General features: G+C 37.0%; 19 protein-coding genes and 2 pseudogenes. 16 read left to right on the top strand and 5 right to left on the bottom strand.

All coding sequences use genetic code 11. The annotated features are described in order from the left end of the window. Positions 1-107: 107 nt before the first annotated feature. From MLD65_RS10835 to MLD65_RS10825, 3 genes are read left to right on the top strand one after another with little or no spacing between them, the layout of a single operon-like run. Complete coding sequence (locus tag MLD65_RS10835; RefSeq protein WP_243291929.1) at positions 108-1,244, top strand: GAF domain-containing sensor histidine kinase; 1,137 nt, start codon at positions 108-110, stop codon at positions 1,242-1,244. Beyond that, positions 1,245-1,883 (top strand): response regulator, encoded by a 639-nt coding sequence (locus tag MLD65_RS10830; RefSeq protein WP_243291884.1) that lies wholly within the window; start codon positions 1,245-1,247, stop codon positions 1,881-1,883. It abuts the gene before it with no gap. Between the two features lie 18 nt (positions 1,884-1,901). Beyond that, positions 1,902-2,426 carry an NADPH-dependent FMN reductase gene (locus tag MLD65_RS10825; RefSeq protein ID WP_243291883.1) on the top strand — a complete coding sequence of 175 codons (525 nt, stop codon included), beginning with the start codon at positions 1,902-1,904 and terminating at the stop codon, positions 2,424-2,426. Positions 2,427-2,450: 24 nt separating this feature from the next. Here MLD65_RS10825 and MLD65_RS10820 read toward each other — a convergent pair whose 3' ends face one another. Then, positions 2,451-2,696, bottom strand: coding sequence for a YhdB family protein (locus MLD65_RS10820; RefSeq protein WP_243291882.1), 246 nt, complete (start codon positions 2,694-2,696; stop codon positions 2,451-2,453). A gap of 257 nt (positions 2,697-2,953) precedes the next feature. On the opposite strand from MLD65_RS10820, the gene MLD65_RS10815 reads away from it, so the two are divergent. Then, positions 2,954-3,286: a DUF3889 domain-containing protein gene (locus MLD65_RS10815; protein WP_243291881.1), complete on the top strand. Its 333-nt coding sequence runs from the start codon at positions 2,954-2,956 to the stop codon at positions 3,284-3,286. Positions 3,287-3,292: 6 nt separating this feature from the next. On the opposite strand, the gene MLD65_RS10810 is transcribed toward MLD65_RS10815, so the two are convergent. Beyond that, positions 3,293-3,736, bottom strand: coding sequence for an Rrf2 family transcriptional regulator (locus MLD65_RS10810; protein WP_243291880.1), 444 nt, complete (start codon positions 3,734-3,736; stop codon positions 3,293-3,295). Between the two features lie 179 nt (positions 3,737-3,915). Here MLD65_RS10810 and hmpA point away from each other — a divergent pair, with 179 nt between their 5' ends. Then, positions 3,916-5,124: an NO-inducible flavohemoprotein gene (gene hmpA / locus MLD65_RS10805; RefSeq protein ID WP_243291879.1), complete on the top strand. Its 1,209-nt coding sequence runs from the start codon at positions 3,916-3,918 to the stop codon at positions 5,122-5,124. 573 nt (positions 5,125-5,697) lie between these two features. Here the strand turns inward: hmpA and MLD65_RS10800 are convergent. After that, positions 5,698-6,216, bottom strand: a complete 519-nt coding sequence (locus tag MLD65_RS10800) for a DUF3841 domain-containing protein (protein WP_243291878.1) — start codon at positions 6,214-6,216, stop codon at positions 5,698-5,700. Between the two features lie 288 nt (positions 6,217-6,504). After that, positions 6,505-6,635, bottom strand: a pseudogene (locus MLD65_RS10795) (IS701 family transposase); the annotation flags it as partial. Between the two features lie 637 nt (positions 6,636-7,272). On the opposite strand from MLD65_RS10795, the gene MLD65_RS10790 reads away from it, so the two are divergent. From MLD65_RS10790 to MLD65_RS10745, 8 genes and pseudogenes are all read left to right on the top strand, one after another. Next, positions 7,273-7,701, top strand: a complete 429-nt coding sequence (locus MLD65_RS10790; protein ID WP_243291877.1) for a YwqH-like family protein — start codon at positions 7,273-7,275, stop codon at positions 7,699-7,701. After that, positions 7,701-7,967: a YwqI/YxiC family protein gene (locus tag MLD65_RS10785; RefSeq protein WP_243291876.1), complete on the top strand. Its 267-nt coding sequence runs from the start codon at positions 7,701-7,703 to the stop codon at positions 7,965-7,967. The genes MLD65_RS10790 and MLD65_RS10785 overlap by 1 nt, the downstream gene beginning before the upstream one ends. Positions 7,968-7,989: 22 nt before the next feature. Beyond that, positions 7,990-9,957 (top strand): T7SS effector LXG polymorphic toxin, encoded by a 1,968-nt coding sequence (locus tag MLD65_RS10780; protein ID WP_243291875.1) that lies wholly within the window; start codon positions 7,990-7,992, stop codon positions 9,955-9,957. Further along, positions 9,954-10,424 (top strand): antitoxin YezG family protein, encoded by a 471-nt coding sequence (locus MLD65_RS10775; RefSeq protein WP_243291874.1) that lies wholly within the window; start codon positions 9,954-9,956, stop codon positions 10,422-10,424. The genes MLD65_RS10780 and MLD65_RS10775 overlap by 4 nt, the downstream gene beginning before the upstream one ends. 165 nt (positions 10,425-10,589) lie before the next feature. Continuing rightward, positions 10,590-11,558: an HNH/ENDO VII family nuclease gene (locus MLD65_RS18415; protein ID WP_481748518.1), complete on the top strand. Its 969-nt coding sequence runs from the start codon at positions 10,590-10,592 to the stop codon at positions 11,556-11,558. Between the two features lie 15 nt (positions 11,559-11,573). After that, a complete protein-coding gene (locus MLD65_RS10760; RefSeq protein WP_243291873.1) occupies positions 11,574-12,023 on the top strand; it encodes an SMI1/KNR4 family protein in 450 nt (149 codons plus the stop codon). Between the two features lie 322 nt (positions 12,024-12,345). Next, a pseudogene (locus tag MLD65_RS18410) lies at positions 12,346-12,688 on the top strand (pre-toxin TG domain-containing protein); the annotation flags it as partial. Positions 12,689-13,584: 896 nt separating this feature from the next. Continuing rightward, on the top strand, positions 13,585-14,994 hold the full coding sequence (locus MLD65_RS10745; RefSeq protein ID WP_243291872.1) for a SpoVR family protein: 1,410 nt from the start codon (positions 13,585-13,587) through the stop codon (positions 14,992-14,994). A gap of 46 nt (positions 14,995-15,040) precedes the next feature. Here MLD65_RS10745 and MLD65_RS10740 read toward each other — a convergent pair whose 3' ends face one another. Continuing rightward, a complete protein-coding gene (locus tag MLD65_RS10740; protein WP_243291871.1) occupies positions 15,041-15,559 on the bottom strand; it encodes an undecaprenyl-diphosphatase in 519 nt (172 codons plus the stop codon). A gap of 144 nt (positions 15,560-15,703) precedes the next feature. Between MLD65_RS10740 and MLD65_RS10735 the strand changes: the two genes are divergently transcribed. The 3 genes from MLD65_RS10735 (at position 15,704) to MLD65_RS10725 (ending at position 17,957) form a co-directional block, all read left to right on the top strand. Continuing rightward, complete coding sequence (locus MLD65_RS10735) at positions 15,704-16,015, top strand: hypothetical protein (RefSeq protein WP_243291870.1); 312 nt, start codon at positions 15,704-15,706, stop codon at positions 16,013-16,015. Positions 16,016-16,081: 66 nt separating this feature from the next. Further along, positions 16,082-17,299, top strand: a complete 1,218-nt coding sequence (locus MLD65_RS10730) for a hypothetical protein (RefSeq protein WP_243291869.1) — start codon at positions 16,082-16,084, stop codon at positions 17,297-17,299. 478 nt (positions 17,300-17,777) lie between these two features. Further along, positions 17,778-17,957: a hypothetical protein gene (locus MLD65_RS10725; protein WP_243291868.1), complete on the top strand. Its 180-nt coding sequence runs from the start codon at positions 17,778-17,780 to the stop codon at positions 17,955-17,957. The last annotated feature ends 325 nt before the right edge of the window (positions 17,958-18,282 follow it).

The raw sequence follows: 18,282 nt of genomic DNA, 5'->3' as shown, positions 1-18,282 counted from the left end.
ATAATTTCAGACTTTAGTAGGAGAAAAAATCAGACGGATTGTGAAGCGTCTCGACTGCAAATAATTGATAAAATAAAGATAAGACCTTGTCGATAACAAAGGGTGAGATAGCATTGGATGATAAACATATTGATGAACTAACGACGTTAAAAACGATTGCTGAAACATTAAATAAAGCAAATGATTTAGAAAAAATGCTGGGAGATGTGCTACAAAAGCTTTTACATGTTACCGGATTACAAACAGGGTGGATTTTCTTAATTGATCAAAAAGGAAAATATAAGCTCGCGGCCCATCATGATTTGCCACCGGCATTAAGTTGGGAGAATAAAAAGCCGATGTGTGAAGGGGATTGTTGGTGTCTAGATCGGTATCAAGATGGGCGTCTTGACCGAGCAGTCAATATTATAAGCTGTAAACGAATAGAAGATGCAGAAAATTATAAGTGGGGAGACACCTGGAACATTTCGCATCATGCAACAGTACCGCTTCGAGCAGGAGATGAAAAATTTGGGCTTTTAAATGTTGCCTCTCCCAATAAAACGCATTTTTCGAATGAAGAACTTGCATTATTAGAATCGGTAGCGTTTCAAATTGGGACCGCGATTAAACGAATAAAACTAACAGAAAATGAACAGAAGCTCGCACTTATTGCAGAACGAAATCGATTGGCGCAAGACCTTCACGATTCAGTAAACCAACTTTTATTTTCGTTAACTTTAACGGCTCGAGCAGCACAAGAGATGACAAAGGAAGAAAATGTCTCTCAAATGCTTTCGTATGTAGAAGACCTATCTCGAGAAGCGTTAGCAGAAATGCGTGCCTTAATATGGCAGCTTCGTCCGAAGGGCTTAGAAGATGGTATCGCTGTTGCATTAGATCAATATGGAAAAATGTTAGACCTTGAACTTCATATGGAAATTTCAGGAGTGAAAAGACTCCCGAATCATATTGAAGAAGCATTATGGCGGATTGCTCAAGAAGCGCTAAACAATTGTAAGCGTCATTCTGGAAGTAAAGAAGTTAGCATTTCGATCCAACGGTGTGTAAGTCGCGTGGAAATGATCGTTTCTGATAACGGTCATGGCTTTACGTACGATGGATTATCATCTTTACCGTCACTCGGATTAACAAGTATGAAAGAGCGGGCAGAAAAATTAAATGGGACGTTTACCCTTACAACAAAAGTAGGCAATGGAACATCAATTCACGTTTCGATTCCGATACCGAAGGAGGGATCTTAGTTGACGATAAACGTTCTCATTGTTGACGACCACCATATGGTTCGAAGGGGTCTGATGTTTTTCTTAAAAACCCAAAGTGATGTGGAAGTTATTGGAGAAGCCAAAAATGGGAAAGAAGCAATCGAACTTGTGGAAACATTACAACCGGATGTCGTATTAATGGATTTAATGATGCCAGAGATGGATGGTGTCGAAGCAACGAAAGTAATAAAGGTTCGCTTCCCTAATGTGAAAGTCATTATTTTAACAAGCTTTGCTGATCAAGACCATGTGATTCCAGCTTTAAAGGCAGGGGCTTCTGGATATCAATTAAAAGACATTGAGCCAGATGAATTAGTGAAAACGATTCGTCAAGTCATGAACGGGGAAAATTCTCTTCACCCGAAAGTTACATCACACGTTATGACACAATTTGTATCGAATGAAGCGGGCTATAAAGCAAAAGTATATGAGTTAACGAAACGTGAAAAAGAAGTTCTTAAAGAAATTGCTCGTGGAAAAAGTAATAAAGAAATTGCTTCTTCCCTATTTATTACAGAGAAAACGGTTAAGACACATGTCTCAAATATATTGGCAAAATTAGAAGTATCTGATCGAACACAGGCAGCTCTTTTTGCTGTTAAAAACGGTTTAGATTAACGAAAGGGATTGATAAATATGAATATTGTCGTTATCAATGGTACACCGAGAAAAAAGGGGCGCACACGAATAGCCGCAAAATTTATTTCAACGAAATACAATACGACACTCATTGATTTAAGTGAGCACATGTTCCCGTTATATAATGGTGAAGCTGAACAGTATGAACTTCCGATGATTAAGGAATTAAAAGAAACGATTACAAATGCTGATGGTGTCATTTTATTATCTCCCGAGTATCACAGCGGTATGAGTGGAGCGTTAAAAAATATGTTAGATTTTTTAAGTTCAACTGAATTCACACATAAGCCTGTTGCCCTTCTAGCAGTCGCTGGGGGCGGAAAAGGTGGCATGAATGCTTTAACAAATATGAGAACGGTTATGCGAGGTGTTTACGCTAATGTCATTCCAAAACAACTCATTTTAGATCCAAACCATTTTGATTATGAGTCTGAAGCTGTTGTAGAAGAAATGGCTCAAAAAGTGGATGAAGTGATGAAAGAGCTAAAAATGTATGCACAATTATACAAAAAAATGAATTAAAAAGGACCGGTTATTCGGTCCTTTTTACGTATACATCATCGCAGCTTCTTGCTCAATACTTTGATGAGATGCATGGTCGATATATCGTAACAATGCATATAACTTTTGTTCAATCATGCGGTAGTCATGCTCAAAGTTGTATGCATGCAAGAAATGTTCAATTCGTTTTGATAACAGATCATCTTCTGTTCGCACCATTAAAATGAGTAAATTATCCCATTGTGATCGATGCGTATAATACAACGCTTTATCGTAATCAACTGTATTCATTTTCATGCCTCCTTCGTTCCACCCTAAACGGAAGTAAGTCCCTTGTTGTAAAAAAAGGGATAACTGCCCGTAACGGTACAAACCCCACTAAATGGAGTTTCACTTTATAGGAGTTATCGATAGTGTATGGAAATACGATTTGTTAAAACACTGTAAATGTTGGTCTTGCTCACAGTATCAAAAAAAATTACTGAATGTTACATAATTTTACAAATCAGAGGGGAAGATGAAAGCAAATTGGCGTCAAGGAGGGCAACATGAACTATCAACGGTTATTAGTTTTAATTGTCGCTTTATGCAGTATTTTAATTACAGGCCTTTTCACGATTAATGTATATGGAGAGCAACAAAATGGGGATGAAAAATGGAGTAGATTAGCATTCATGGAAGTGAAAAAACAGTTTCCATCGCGAAAGCTAACGGATTTTGAATATGTAAAAAGGGAAAAAATAAACGAAGAAAAGAAAAAAGATATCTTTAAAGTGCAAGTCGAGAGCGAAACAGAACGACCATTTATCCTCTATATTGAAGTTACGTTTAATGAGAAAACAGACAAAATCCTTTCCATTGAAATGAAAAAGAAAACATAAGGGACTTTAATCAGTTCCCTTATGTAATATAGAATATAAAAGTTTTTGGTTACCGACTAAATCTTTTAACGTATATTGATCTAATACATTGAAATAGGCTTTCAATGCTTTGTTTAACACATGCTTTAATCCACAAACAGACGTGATGACACATTGATTTTTTTCGTAATCAAAACATTCGACGAGGTGGAAATCTTCCTCTGTTCTTCTGACAACTTCTCCGATGTTAATTTCAGAAGCCGGACGTGCTAAGCGAATTCCTCCATTTCTTCCTCTAATTGTCTCAATGTAACCATTTTTGCCGAGCTCATAAATCACTTTCATTAAATGGTTTTTTGAGATGCCATATACTTCGGCAATTTCTTTTATGTTCGAAAGCTCATCATTTTTTTTCGTCGCAACGTATAGGAGAACGCGTAATGAGAAATCTGTGTAATTTGTTAGACGCATCGTATTGTTCCCTCACTTTGTTTCTATTCTTTACATTATACACCTTTTAATAGCAAATAATGAAATGTGACACCTTTGTTAAAGATGTATTTTAAATATTGCTTTTTATCATTAAGAATTGTATCTTTAAAGATGTAAGTAAAATACATCTTTTTAAAAATTTAAAAGGAGTGGGAAGTTTGTTATCAAAGCGTACAATGGAAATTATTAAGTCAACTGCACCTATATTAGCAGAAAGAGGACAAGAGATTACGAGTCATTTTTATAAAAGAATGTTTTCAAAGCATCCAGAGCTTTTAAATATATTCAATCATGCAAATCAACATCAAGGCAGACAGCAAACTTCATTAGCCAATGCACTATATGCAGCAGCTATTCATATTGATCAGTTAGAAAAAATACTTCCTGCCGTGAAGCAAATCGCTCACAAGCATCGAGGCTTAGGTGTTAAAAAAGAACATTATCCAATAGTCGGTGAAAATTTATTAGTTGCTATGAAGGAAGTGTTAGGAGACGGAGCAACAGATGAAGTATTAAAAGCATGGGAAGAGGCTTATCAAGTCATTGCTGGCGTATTTATCGACGTGGAAGAAGAAATGTATCAAGAAGTGGAAAATGAAGAAGGCGGTTGGCGCTATTTTAAACCGTTTATCGTTGCAGATAAAGTGAAAGAAAGCGATGTCATTACGTCCTTTTATTTAAAACCGAAAGATCAAGAACCATTACCATCCTATTTACCAGGACAATATATTACGATTCGCGTAAGTATTGATGGAGAGGAATATTTACTTAATCGCCAATATAGTTTATCAGATGCTCCGGGTCATGATTATTACCGTATTTCTGTAAAGCGTGAAGCGGATTCTGATCCGAAAGGGAAAGTATCGAATTGGTTGCACGATAAAGTAAATGTGGGAGATGAAGTGGAGTTAAGTCCACCTGCTGGAGACTTTATACTAGATGTTACACAGGAAACACCAGTTGTTTTAATTAGTGGTGGAGTCGGTGTAACGCCAATGATCAGCATGCTTCGTACGATTACAAAAGAACATGCAACTCGACCTGTTACATTTATTCATTCTGCGAAAAATGAAGCGGTTCATGCGTTCCAAAATGAAGTGAAAGAAGCAATGGAAACATTACAAAACGGAAAATCATTCATTTCTTATGCTGACCGTGATGGCTTTATCACAAAAGAAATTTTATCACAATTTGTAATGGCTGATGCTGATTACTATATTTGTGGCCCTGTTCCGTTCATGAACGCCATGATTCATTCATTACAAGACCTCAATGTAGATGTTGATCGTATTCACTATGAATTTTTCGGTCCTGCATTAACACTTGAACAAATGGATGAAAACGAAACGGTGACTGCACAATCATAATGGAAACTTGGAGAACACCTTCTTGCCTATTTAAGAAGGTGTTCTTTTTGTATTTACAATACGATGACGGAGGTGCAATTGCGGAAATTTATAAGCAAATAAGGGATTTGAGATGCAATTAAAGGAGGAAAGGTGCAAAAAATCATTTTTAGGTGCAATTATTTTGAAATTCGTGCAATTAAGGTGTAAGTTCGTGCAATTGTTCCTTAGAGTGGTGCAATTATTGCTTTTTACGCCTGTGATTTCCATGTGATTAACAATAAGAAGGGCAAAATGTTATGATTTTTAAAAATGAAAACGGTTTCGCTCAGCGGGACTTCATGATTTTCTTACCTATTATGTGCTATCAGCTACATTGGATGATTTGGATCATAAAATGTTAGCCGCTCTATATAGAGGATTTAGTAAAATATTTGGTGCAGGGGTTTCAACTAGTGATTTAGCGGAATATATAAACGAAAGTGCTTTAATTTGATTTAATGGGTCCTTTGTCCGCCTAACAATAATTTATTCGAAAACTACAAATGAAAAAAGCAATCGACTCATGCCGATTGTATTTAATATGTATATCATTTATTTAGCAATAAAAAATTCAACATCCACTATTTGTGCTAAGCTAATTTTTCCAGTAACCCCTTGAATGTGTGGTTCATTAATTCCCCACATTTCAGATTTTTTTAATTCGTCTAAACGAAAAATATTTTCCCAGCTTTCCTCTTTAGAGATTTTACTTTTCCCTTGATCGAATAAGTCATATTCTTCCTCTGTAAGTCCACAATACATATCGCTTAATACACAATGCCAAGCGAAAATATCTGAAAGAAGTACTTTTTCATCCGGAATTTCCACGGTCAAACATACGGCTTTTGTTCCTTTTGCAAAATGACCTTCTGCCTTTAAATCAGGCTTTTTTGTCCATAACCACACTGGATAAGAACCATCGTGATTAATTCTTTTATTCATTTGTTGAATCATCCAACCATAAGGATCTTTAAATTCCTCCCAAACAAACTTTTCGTTCCCAATGAAGAATCCTTTTTTCTTAAATTCTTGATAAGCTTCAATTGTTTGGTTTGTGTAGTATATACCCATTTTTCATCTCTTTTCTTTTTTGAAGATTTTAACATAGTCAAAGAAAATTAATTCCTTTTTATTATTCTTCCTAAATCAGTGACGTTTGTATCTTTATTCATTTTAATATATTTCTTTTATATGTTGTACGGCTGTTTTAATTTCTGTATAAAGAACAATCATTCACTGAGTCTACGGAAACGCCAAATAAACTTGCTGTTTTGTAATTTTTGGCAGGTTGGTGTTTCGTTATTCTGTTCATCTCGTCTATATATTTAAAAAAGATATGTATTTTCGCTTGAAAGTAGGAAAGCCTTTCGTCAAAATGCTGCCCACAAAGTGAACCAAATGTTTCAAAACGGGTTGCGAGTAATAGAGCTTCAATCCTAAATCCATAAAAGCGTATTGTAGATTTCTTGATGATGTGCTAACTTTTTCATGAGACATAAACACTGCTTTGTAGGATACGGGTTGGCGCTTTTATTCTACTAAGAAAGTTTGTTTATGTCTCTTTTTATGCACTTTTTCGTTTGTAAATATGTGTAAGCATAAGGCGACTCTAATTTCTCGGTAACGAGGATGGTTTCAGAATAATTCACGAATGGCTTTTGCCATATGAAAACGATCGAGACAGTAAAAACCTTGATCTTGAAAATAATCCTGACACGCTCGAATCCACTAAGCACCGTCTACGTTGATAACAAGTTTAGTTTCTGTCGCATCATCGTCATCATGTTCTTCAAGAAACGTCTCAAATCCCTCTAAAAATGGTTCTTTCCCATTATGGTGATCGTGACGATTCCAAATTAGATTTACTCGTTTTTCGTTTATGTGATTCGTTATACAAAGGAAACTATCTTTAATTGGTTACATTCATTATAATGTTTCTTTTTGAGTATTTCGAACCTTTAGGTTATGTATCTTTTATCCTATAAATGATCTTGGTAAACGACAATAGTCATTTTTTCTTCCATCCATTATTTATTCTAAAAGAGAATTTTTCCCTATTTAGCTTATGTACTTCCAAATTTATACTATAACATAGAGGAATGTAATCTTACATACAGAGGTGTCCGCATGAGCTATTCAGATATTCTTTACTCTTTGTCTCAGACCATATCGAGTCAGTCAGCAGATGTCGATGAAAAAATAGCAAGGCTAAAGAAAGCGAAAAAGGATTTAATAAATGAACAACATGCAGTAGAGAATGAATGGGGAAAAATACTAGATCCGGATTTAGGTCAAAGCTGGACGGGGAATCGTGCTGATCATTTTGACAAAGCGAGGCGTGGGGCCAAAAAGGAGATTGAACAAACTTTTCATGAGGAAGTTGAACAATACACTAATCAAATCCAACAAAAGATCAATCTGTTAGAGATGCAGCGAGAGGCCTTAAGAGTTGCAAGCTACTTAAGTCATGAAGCGGGTGATTTATTACATAAAGGCGAGGAGGCCTATGCAGCGATCGAGCACAAATTTACAGAGATACGAAAGAGGTTATTGTAATGGCGACGATTAAGCTTGATTATGAGACGGTCATGAGTCATTTAAACGACATAGAGAGAGCAATTGAAAAGCTGACATTTCCTTCTTTACCAGAAGAATCGGTAGGGAATAACAAGTTGAATTTTACGAAGAAATGGATCGAACGTGAACATGAGATTCATCAACTGGTCTCTCAATGCAAAGAGGCCGTTGTAAAAAATGTGGAGGATACGAAGGCGAATGTGAATTTATTGAAAGAGCAAGATCAAGCGATGGTGAAAAAATAAAGAGAAAGGGCTTCTCGCAATCATGGAAGATTTACTATACGAAGCACATACACTTGTTTCAGCAGTAAAAACACGGGTGAAACAGTATCAGTCATTGAAAGAACAGTTAGAAGAAGTGAAAAAAGCGTGTAAAAGAGTCGCTGATTTAGATCAAGCCTTTCAAGGGAAAGGAGCCGATGCCATTAAAGATTTTTACGAGGCACAACTAGATGTCATGGATGGTTGGCTTGACTTTATCGATGTTCAAATTGCTTTTTTGCAAGGGATCGAAGGAGACATGGAAGAGGCAGACCTAGGAGAGGGGACGGTTGTTTCTACCTCTTTTGTCGATCATGAAGTAACGAATAAGCTTAATCAGTCTAAAGAAATGGTCGCCCAACAAAAGGAAGACATCCAAAACATTTTATCGAATATCGAGGATTTGGTCGATCTCAAGCTGTATTCCACGCAATCGTTTGAAGAAAAGATCGAGAAAGCGGAAAAAGAAAAAAAGGAAACCGTTCATCAGGTGGGGGAGCTTGACCAACAATGGCTACATGAATATGCCGTATCGGAAAAAAATCAAGGGCTTGTCATCAACTTATATCGGGAGCTGATGAACGCAACGACAAAAGGTGGCGTAGCTTCCCCCATGTATTTTGATGAAAAGGCCTATCATCGCAGTGACATTTACCAAGTAAAAGATGAAGTGGACCAAGCGACCGAAGCATACATAAAGGCGAAAGAAGAGCAAGCGGAAGTCCGTGACCTGAAACAGCAAGTAGAGGAAGAAGCGAACAAACCTTGGTACGAAAAAACGTGGGATGGCATTGCGACCTTTACAGGTGAGTTCACCGGGTATTATGATTATAAGAGAACAAAAGAAGGAATCGACCCCATTACCGGCGAAAAACTATCCGAGGCTGACCGCGTAAAAGCAGCCGCCATGGCAGCTGCGGGCTTCATTCCGCTCATAGGTTGGGCAGGAAAAGCCTTTAAAGGCGGAAAAGCGATTTACAAAACAACAAAAGGCATCAACGCCGCTTCCCACGCACTCGATACGTATAAAACAGCGAAAACCTTTGACATTCTGCAAAAAACAGAAATGGGCCTATACGGCCTTGCCAGTGCCAATGGCTTCGGCGAATACATCACCGGCTATGACATGTTTGGGAACAAATTAACAGAAGAACAGCGGCAGGCAAGTTTTGTCCAAGGACTTCTCGGACTAGGCGCCGGCTACATCACAGTAAAAGGTGCAGACGGTGTCACAAAAGATGCCATCAACCTAGCCACTGACTTCAAGAACGTCGGGAAAGACATCCAAACAAAAGGCGGTCAAGTTCTTGAAGATACATCCCGAGCTTTAAAACTTGATCGTACCGACAACCTTAACTTTGCGGGAGCGCAAGGGATTACGAGATCAAATGAAGCAGACACCGTTCAGAGTGTGCCAAAAGAACATTTAATGATGAAGGCTGAGGGTGTTGGGGGAGTTGGTAAGGGTACGGGGAATACTTCTAAAAAGGTAAGCTATGGAGAGCATTATACTAAGGATGGTCGTAAAAAGGTATTAAAACCAAATGTAGAGTACACAAGTAAAGAAGGGTACAATTATAAAACGGATAGTCAAGGGCGTATTTCAAGTGCTGAAGGTACGCTTAAAGTAGGCGAGGGTAAAAGGAATAAATATGCGCAGAAGGTAGTGGGACGAGATGATAGATTGCCAGATGATGAAGGTGGTCATTTAATCGCAAGTATTTTTTATGGGTCGGGTAATCTTGATAACCTTGTTCCAATGAATGGAAACCTAAATAAAGGGGAATGGAAAAAACTTGAGAATACATGGGCTAATGCACTTGAATATGGTGATGAAGTAAAAGTGAAAATTACACCAATCTATAAAGGAGACTCGCAACGTCCAGTAAGTTTTCATATTAAGTATAAAATCGGAGACGATGAATGGGAAGATAGGCGATTTGATAATGTTCCAGGGGGGAATGTTAAATGAATGAAGAACAATTAGGAAAATTATATCAACAGATAGCAGAAGTTGTTGTAGACACTATCCCAGAAGAATGGTCTAAGGTCTATCTATACGGTGAGATTGGTGAAGGCTCGCAGACTGCATACTTCTATTATTATCCTGAAGGTAATAAAAAACCTATTTACAGCCATGATATTACTGAAATTTTTGCATTAAGTGATCTTGAATACTCAGAAAAATGGAATAGTTTGGTGGATCTTGTTCAAGAACTTTGGAGAGAGTTTAAAGACAACGAACAAGAGCCTTGGACAAACTTTACATTTATTTTGGACAAAGAGGGACAGTTTAAGATTGACTATAATTATGATGATCTTTCAAATGTGGATTTGCACAAACGAAAAACAATTTGGAAGTATAAGCATCTTGGTATTGTTCCTAAAAGTAACTCTGGAAAAAAGTTTTTAGAAGAATATCTTAAGACATTGGAATAAAAGAAACAAAAGCACCATATCGTCCATATAGAAAACATTAAACATAGAAATTGAAATAACTTATAGCACTTGATTGTCTAATACAGGCGACAAGTGCTTTTTACGTTTTAGAATTAAATCACCGGCGAAAAACGATCCGAGGCTGACCGCGTAAAAGCAGCCGCCATGGCAGCTGCGGGCTTCATTCCGCTCATAGGTTGGGCAGGAAAAGCTTTTAAAGGCGGAAAAGCGATTTACAAAACGACAAAAGGCATTAACGCTGCTTCCCAAGCACTCGATACGTATAAAACAACGAAAACCTTTGACATTCTGCAAAAAACAGAAATGGGCCTATACGGCCTGGCCAGTGCCAATGGCTTCGGCGAATACATCACCGGCTATGACATGTTTGGGAAAAAATTAACAGAAGAACAGCGGCAGGCAAGCTTTGTCCAAGGACTTCTCGGACTAGGTGCCGGCTACATCACAGTAAAAGGCGCAGACGGTGTCACAAAAGACGCCACCAACCTAGCAACAGACTTCAAGAACATCGGGAAAGACATCCAAGCAAAAGGCAGTCGAATTCTTGAAGATACATCCCGAGCTTTAAAACTTGATCGTACCGACAACCTTAGCTTTGCGGGAGCGCAAGGGATTACGAGATCAAATGCAGCAGACACCGTTCAGCACGTGCCAAAAGAACATCTAATGATGAAGGCTGAGGGTGTTGGGGGATTTGGTAAGGGTACGGAAAAAGAATACAAGAACTATAAGGCTGTGGAATATACAGGAACGACTAAGGTTAATGGAGAAGTACGAGATATTAGTAGGCGGGTTTTTCAAAGGTTGGATATTGATTACAAGAGAGTTGACCCTAAGACAGGTAAGACAAATTATCAATTAATGAAAAGTGGAAAACCACCAATTTGGAAAGATGGAACGAAAATCGAACTTCATCATTTAATACAAAGAGAGCCAGGATCAATGGTGGAACTTCCAAGTAGTTTGCATAAGGAATATGATAGAATATTGCACGGTTTAGTCGAGAATGGTGGAAGCTTTAGAAATGACCCTGTGTTAAAAAAGCAATATGAAAACTTTAGATCGAAATACTGGAGATGGAGAGCTAAACAAATAGATCAAGATGAATTGTAAAAGGAGGAATATTAAATGAATAAAGAGGAATTGACCCATTTTATTAAGAGAAATATGGAACCTGATGACTTTACTGGCGGAGTAGATGTAAAAAAGATTAATTATGTTCAAGAAACCTTAGGGTTAGAATTACCAGAAAGTTACAAGTGGTTTTTAACTAATTATGGCTCTGGTGGGTTATTTGGTGTTGATATTTTAGGAGTGGCTAAGTCGAATATAGCGACTGTCATTATTGAAACAGAGAGTTATAGGAATTTAGGAATGAATGAGAATTTAGTAGTTATTGAAGATTTGGGAGAATATGCTTATTGTTTAGACACAGGTAAAATGGAGAATAATGAGTGCCCAATAATAGCATGGAATAGACAAGGTGGACTGGATGACTATGTTACTGCAAAGAACTTTTATGAGTTTTTATCACAAAGGTTATTGGATGCAAAAGAAGCATGGGAAGAAGATTTTTAAAGATAACTAGAATCTGGTATTTGAGAAAAATCAAAAACTCATAAATGCTGTACCATTATATAGTTTTGTTTAAATACTAGGGTGGATGACAAGCGAGACAACATTTTTTGTGCACAAGGTAATGAAAGACATAAGCAAGAAACGAGAGCGAACAAGCTTGTAGGTTTAAACACACTTGTCAAGAAATAAAAAAAGTCTCATACTGGTCATGTAAATATATTAAGCATACAAACATACTAACATCTTAAATATATTGATAACAAGCTTAAAGCACTTGATTGTCTAATACAGGCGACAAGTGCTTTTTACGTTTTAGAATTAAATCACCGGCGATAAACTATCGGAGGCTGACCGCGTAAAAGCAGCCGCCATGGCAGCTGCGGGCTTCATTCCGCTCATAGGTTGGGCAGGAAAAGCTTTTTAAAGGCGGAAAAGCGATTTACAAAACGACAAAAGGCATCAATGCCGCTTCCCACGCACTCGATACGTATAAAACAACGAAATCCTTTGACATTCTGCAAAAAACAGAAATAGGCCTATACGGCCTTGCCAGTGCCAATGGCTTCGGTGAATACATCACCGGCTATGACATGTTTGGAAACAAATTAACAGAAGAACAGCGGCAAGCAAGTTTCGTCCAAGGACTTCTCGGACTAGGTGCCGGCTACATCAAGGCAAAAGGTGCTGATGGTGTCACAAAAGACGCCACCAACCTAGTCACTGACTTCAAGAACGTTGGGAAAGACATCCAAGCAAAAGGCGGTCGAGTTCTTGAAGATACATCTCGAGCTTTTAAACTAGATCATACCGACAACCTTAGCTTTGTGAGAGCGCAAGGGATAACGAGAAAAATGAAGCAGACACCGTTCAGCATGTATAAATGTGGGGGAAGAAGAGAGACTAAAAGTTAAATTTTATAAACAAGTTGGAGTGGAGTTGCTTTAAAATAGCCTTATAGTATTAGAAAGAATATATAAAACAATTATGATATTCTCACCGATAAATCAGTAGGTGAAGTAGTTGATGCTTATAAAAATATAATGTTATTGTTATCATATCTTGACTGGCTATATGCCTTTCAAGGTTTTTTCTTAACCCAAAGAAGTGTGTGGTTAAAAAGTAATCTGATATTTGATTCGAAAACTCATGGAGGCTGAACCATCAAGGAGTACTATGTAAATAGTAATCTAGGAAGAAAGGTAAAAGTCTAAAAACATGAAAAAAGCCCCGTTTTTGGTAATGTCATAGGTGATGAAGCCAAACAAACCAAGGGGGCTTCTCTATGACTAGTTTAAACCAACAAACAATAGAGAATTAAGGTCAATTGTGACTTCTACCTCAATATTTTCTGTTACCTTGGCATTGGTGCGGAGGGCTTGAAGGCAAACCTCGGAACAAGAGACAGTATTTTCATGAAAGCAAGAAGAGCCGATTGAAATTATTTTTTAGCGAACTTCATGATTTTTTCACCTGTTAGGATCCTTAAAGATTTTAAATGTTTTTTCATCATCTCCGAACTTGTTTCATAAATTGTTGTAAGGGAACGAGGAGGGGGATGACGATGAACGAAAGCGAAAAGAAAGCACTTCAATATGCGATTGAAGAAATAACGGAAGTTGCGAAAGGATTTGGGCTAGATTTTTATCCAATGCGGTATGAAATTTGTCCGGCGGATATTATTTATACATTCGGTGCGTACGGAATGCCGACAAGGTTCTCGCATTGGAGCTTTGGGAAACAATTTTATAAAATGAAACTTCACTACGATTTAGGCTTAAGTAAAATATATGAGCTTGTCATTAATTCAGACCCGTGTTATGCATTTTTGCTTGATACGAATTCATTAGTGCAAAATAAATTAATTGTCGCACACGTGTTAGCCCATTGTGATTTCTTTAAAAATAATATTCGATTTAGCAATACGAAGCGCGATATGGTTGAAAGTATGGCAGCAACAGCAGAGCGAGTCAAATCTTATGAACATCTGTATGGAAAACGAGAAGTTGAAACCTTTTTAGATGCTGTCTTGTCTATTCAAGAGCATATCGACCCGTCACTTGTACGTCCGAAGCTTGCATGGAGTGTCGATGATGAAGTAGACGATGAACCAGTTAAGTCCATTTCCCCTTATGATGACTTATGGTCAATAGAGGAGAAGAAAAAACCAAAAGAAATCAAAAAGAAGAGAAAACAGTTCCCGCCTAAACCGGAGAAGGACATATTATTGTTTATTGAAGAATATAGTCGTGAACTTGAAGATTGGCAACGGGATATATTGACGATGATGCGAGAGGAAATGTTATATTTCTGGCCGCAGCTTGAAACGAAAATTATGAACGAAGGCTGGGCGTCGTATTGGCATCAAAGAATTATGCGTGAGCTTGATTTAAGTACAGATGAAGCCGTTGAGTATGCAAAGCTAAATGCAGGTGTTGTCCAACCGTCTCGTACAAGTATCAATCCATATTATTTAGGCATTAAAATCTTTGAGGATATTGAGGAACGGTACAACAATCCGACGGAAGAGATGAAGCGTCAAGGAGTTGAACCGAATTCAGGGCGTGAAAAAATATTTGAAGTGCGCGAAATTGAATCTGATATTTCCTTTATTCGTAACTATTTAACAAAAGACCTAGTCATGAGAGAAGACATGTATTTATTCCAAAAACAGGGGCGCGACTACAAAATTGTTGATAAAGCTTGGGAAGCTGTTCGCGATCAGCTTGTAAGCATGAGAGTCAACGGAGGATTCCCTTATATTACGGTCAACGACGGTGATTATTTACGAAATGGTGAGCTTTATTTAAAGCATTGGTATGAAGGCATTGAACTAGATGTGAAATATTTAGAAAAAGTACTTCCATATATATACCAGCTATGGGGAAGAAATACCCATATTGAAACAAAATTAGAAAATAAAACAGTTGTCTTTAGCTATGATGGCAAAACAATGCATAAGAAATTTTTGTAAAAAAACAACCTTCTCCTTTTCATAGGGAGAGGTTGTTTTTTTAGCATTATAACTTAAATACAAAACTCGTTTGAAACCGTATTAATTTGTGAATAATCATGCTTGTCAGAGAGCCTAGCACGGCACTTCCGATAATGTCTGAAGGATAATGGTGCCCTACCCAAATTCTAGAAAAGCCTGTAAGGAAAGACAGCCCAAACATGATGAAACCAAGAACACGTTCATAAAGAAAGACGGAAGTCGAAATCGCGAAAACGAGCAATGTGTGCTTACTAGGAAAGGAAGAGTCACGCTTTGAAGGAATGAGGATTCCTACACGTCTCTTCACAAATGGTCGTGGCTTAAAATAAAAAAACTTAATGAAACTATTCAGGATTAGAGTGATAAAGGAAGAGATGACGGCATTTACTGTCATTTTCTTGTATGTCATATTTTTAAACCACATCATAAGTAAAAGAAGGATGTAGACATAACGAATTTTGTTAGAAATGAATATCATCCATTTATCTAATAAAGAAAAACGGCCCGAAAGCATATTGATGGCTCGAAATATGGTTGTATCCAAAAACATCCACCTCCACATTTTTATGTTAATATTCCCATTTTAGATCGGAATATGTCTTACAAGAGCAAGGTCATTTGAAACTTTTAGGAGGTTGTATTCGTTTATTAAGAGGAAAGAGGCCATTTTTTACCAGGAGGGAGTTTTTTGGAGGAAGTATTGAGTATACTGAGCTTTATCGTTGCATTAATCTTCTTTACGTGCAACCACGAATCAGAACTGAAACAGTTAAAGATATGGCAAAAACTTGGATGTCTCTTACTGTTGTTTCTTTATATTGGAATATGCGTTTTTGTTTTTCATTTCATCGGTGGTATGATAAACCGGTACTTAAGCATTGAATGGCTAAGCTACATATTTAAAATTGTTTTAGTTTTCGTAACGATATCAGTTGCTAGTATAGGTTTTCATAAGTCTGTTCATAAGCTGACAAATGGGGTTCTTTTCCCTGAAAATTAGAGGAGGCTGATTCATATCGATGCCAAAATAGAACGGTTAGTTAACTATACGAAAGAAAAGTTCCATTTGAATAACTATTACTTATTTGACTATCAACTGAATAAGCACGTAACGATTTTGAATGAAACCGAGTATACATTGTCAATGGAATGGTTTCCATCTTTCGTGACAACACGTAAGGAAGAAGGGGTGAATCCAGAAGGTACAGCCGTTATTGAGTTGAATGTACATACTGGAAAAGTAAAGAGTGTCATTTTCGTTAAAGAAAAATCGTTTACACCGGAGGTTACGTTTAAAAATCTCCATTTTGACGAAATCATAAAATGGGTAGAGAATGAAACGGGTCTAACATATAAAGAGCATTTTCAGCTCATAAAAAAAGAAAAGAAAAAACTTCAATTTCAAGCTAGCATCGATGGGGTGATCGTATCACCACCTGGTCATATTGAATTTAAATGGGACGAAGAAGGAAAACTTGTAATGTTTTCGATTATTGGAGAATTTCCTTCAAGTAAGAATGTTAGGGAAGAAAGTTATTCACTTACACTTAAAGATATAGAACCCTTAGCAAAAGAACAGTTGAAGTTGATTGAATTTCCGTCTGACGAACTGAAGAAGTTGGTTCCTGTTTATGTAATAGAAGAAATTTATGTCACCAATGATGGCACATCGACGATTTCGTTTGAATTCATTGCGAATAATGGAGATTATTTGGTAATCAATAAAAAGATAGAGTGGTTTTTACCTAGTCAACAAACATTCGATAGGATGGAAATAAATTTACAAGAGACCGTTACAATACAGCAAGCACTCTCCAAACAACCTCATCCGAATGTATTGCCCATATCAAAAGAAGAGAAAAATCAGTGTATAGCTGTTGTGGAGGAGTTTTTGCGCCAAGAGTTTCCAGATGACTCAGGAAAATGGATGCTTAAAACATTACATCGTGAAAGAGGTTACATTCAGGCGACTTTACGAAAGACTAAACAAGATTATCGAGCTTTTCAACGGAAACTATTAGTGATGATTGATCCTGTAACGTTCCAAGCTTTGAATTACATAGATAATAAAACGTTTTTAGAATTTTTCAATAACTATGCCCCTTCTGACCCTTTCGAAATGAATAAAGACCAAGCATACGAACAATTGAAGGAATTCATCGAACTTAAACCAAGATACGTATATGATAAAAAGAAGAAACAGTTTATTTTGTGTGGAAAACTGGACTGTCAATATGGTGTTAATGCCTCAACAGGAGAAGTTATCGCGCTAAATACAATTTGAAGACGTGGCCTATCTCTCGGAACTCGGAATTGAAAGAACTGAGAGACAAGGCTTTTTCTTTTTTATTCATTTATTCTACACTTAACAGGAGTGTCCTTTGGAAACGGCCCATATCCTGTGAATCACAAGTGCCTCACATCAACGATTGAAAAAAGCGTAGCTATTCGCAATATTAATGGTATGTTTTTGAACTAAGACCATTAACTTCTTCTTAACCAAATCATGTAAGCGTTAACAATATTGTCAATATCTCCACCTCTCTTTCCATTAAATGGTGTTATAATAAAGATGAGGAAGGAAAGGTAACATCTTTTCTCCTCAAAAAAGAATCTCTGTTTAGAAGATGTTGCATATAAATGGGGTAGCCATCATATTATTAATTGAAAAGGGTCTGACGATTTTCTTAACTGATTGATTACTTCCCCATAATCTTAAGATAAACGGAGAAATCAAAGTATTTGAGAGGGAGGTGGTTTAAATGTCATTCGCTCACTTTGATGATATTTTCGATGTTTGTTGTGATATGGGTGAAAACGCTGTATTACCGAAATACGATGTAATTAAACCTGAATTACCAATTATAGACGAAGATTTATGGTGGGAAAGAGCTGCGAAGGAAATTCTCCATGAGAAAGAAGAGAAACTGACTTTAGTGTAATAAAAATTTTGAAAGAAAGGAGTAAAAGATGAATTTGCAAAATAAACCTCCTATATACTTCTTAACGATTTTAAACTATAAAGAATAACGTCCCCTAATTATCCAAAAAACAAAGGGTAATAAGGGGATTGTTTTTTTGTTTCAGTTTAAATTCGCTAAAGTGTTAAAGTTTCGATATGGGGATGTTTACGTCTAGCTCCAGCTATCTCTTCATTTCAAATAACCTTACACCGTAAAGGTAAAGAGCACCTTTTCATCGTAAGAACATTTTTGTTTGAGGTTGAGCAAGGTGCTTCCGCTTTTCTTATCCAAACAAGGCGATTGT

Source organism: Bacillus sp. FJAT-47783 (genome assembly GCF_022808615.1).
GTDB lineage: Bacteria > Bacillota > Bacilli > Bacillales > Aeribacillaceae > Bacillus_BZ.
The sequence above is the reverse complement of the archived record's forward strand: the minus strand, read 5'-3'. Positions and strand labels throughout refer to the sequence as shown.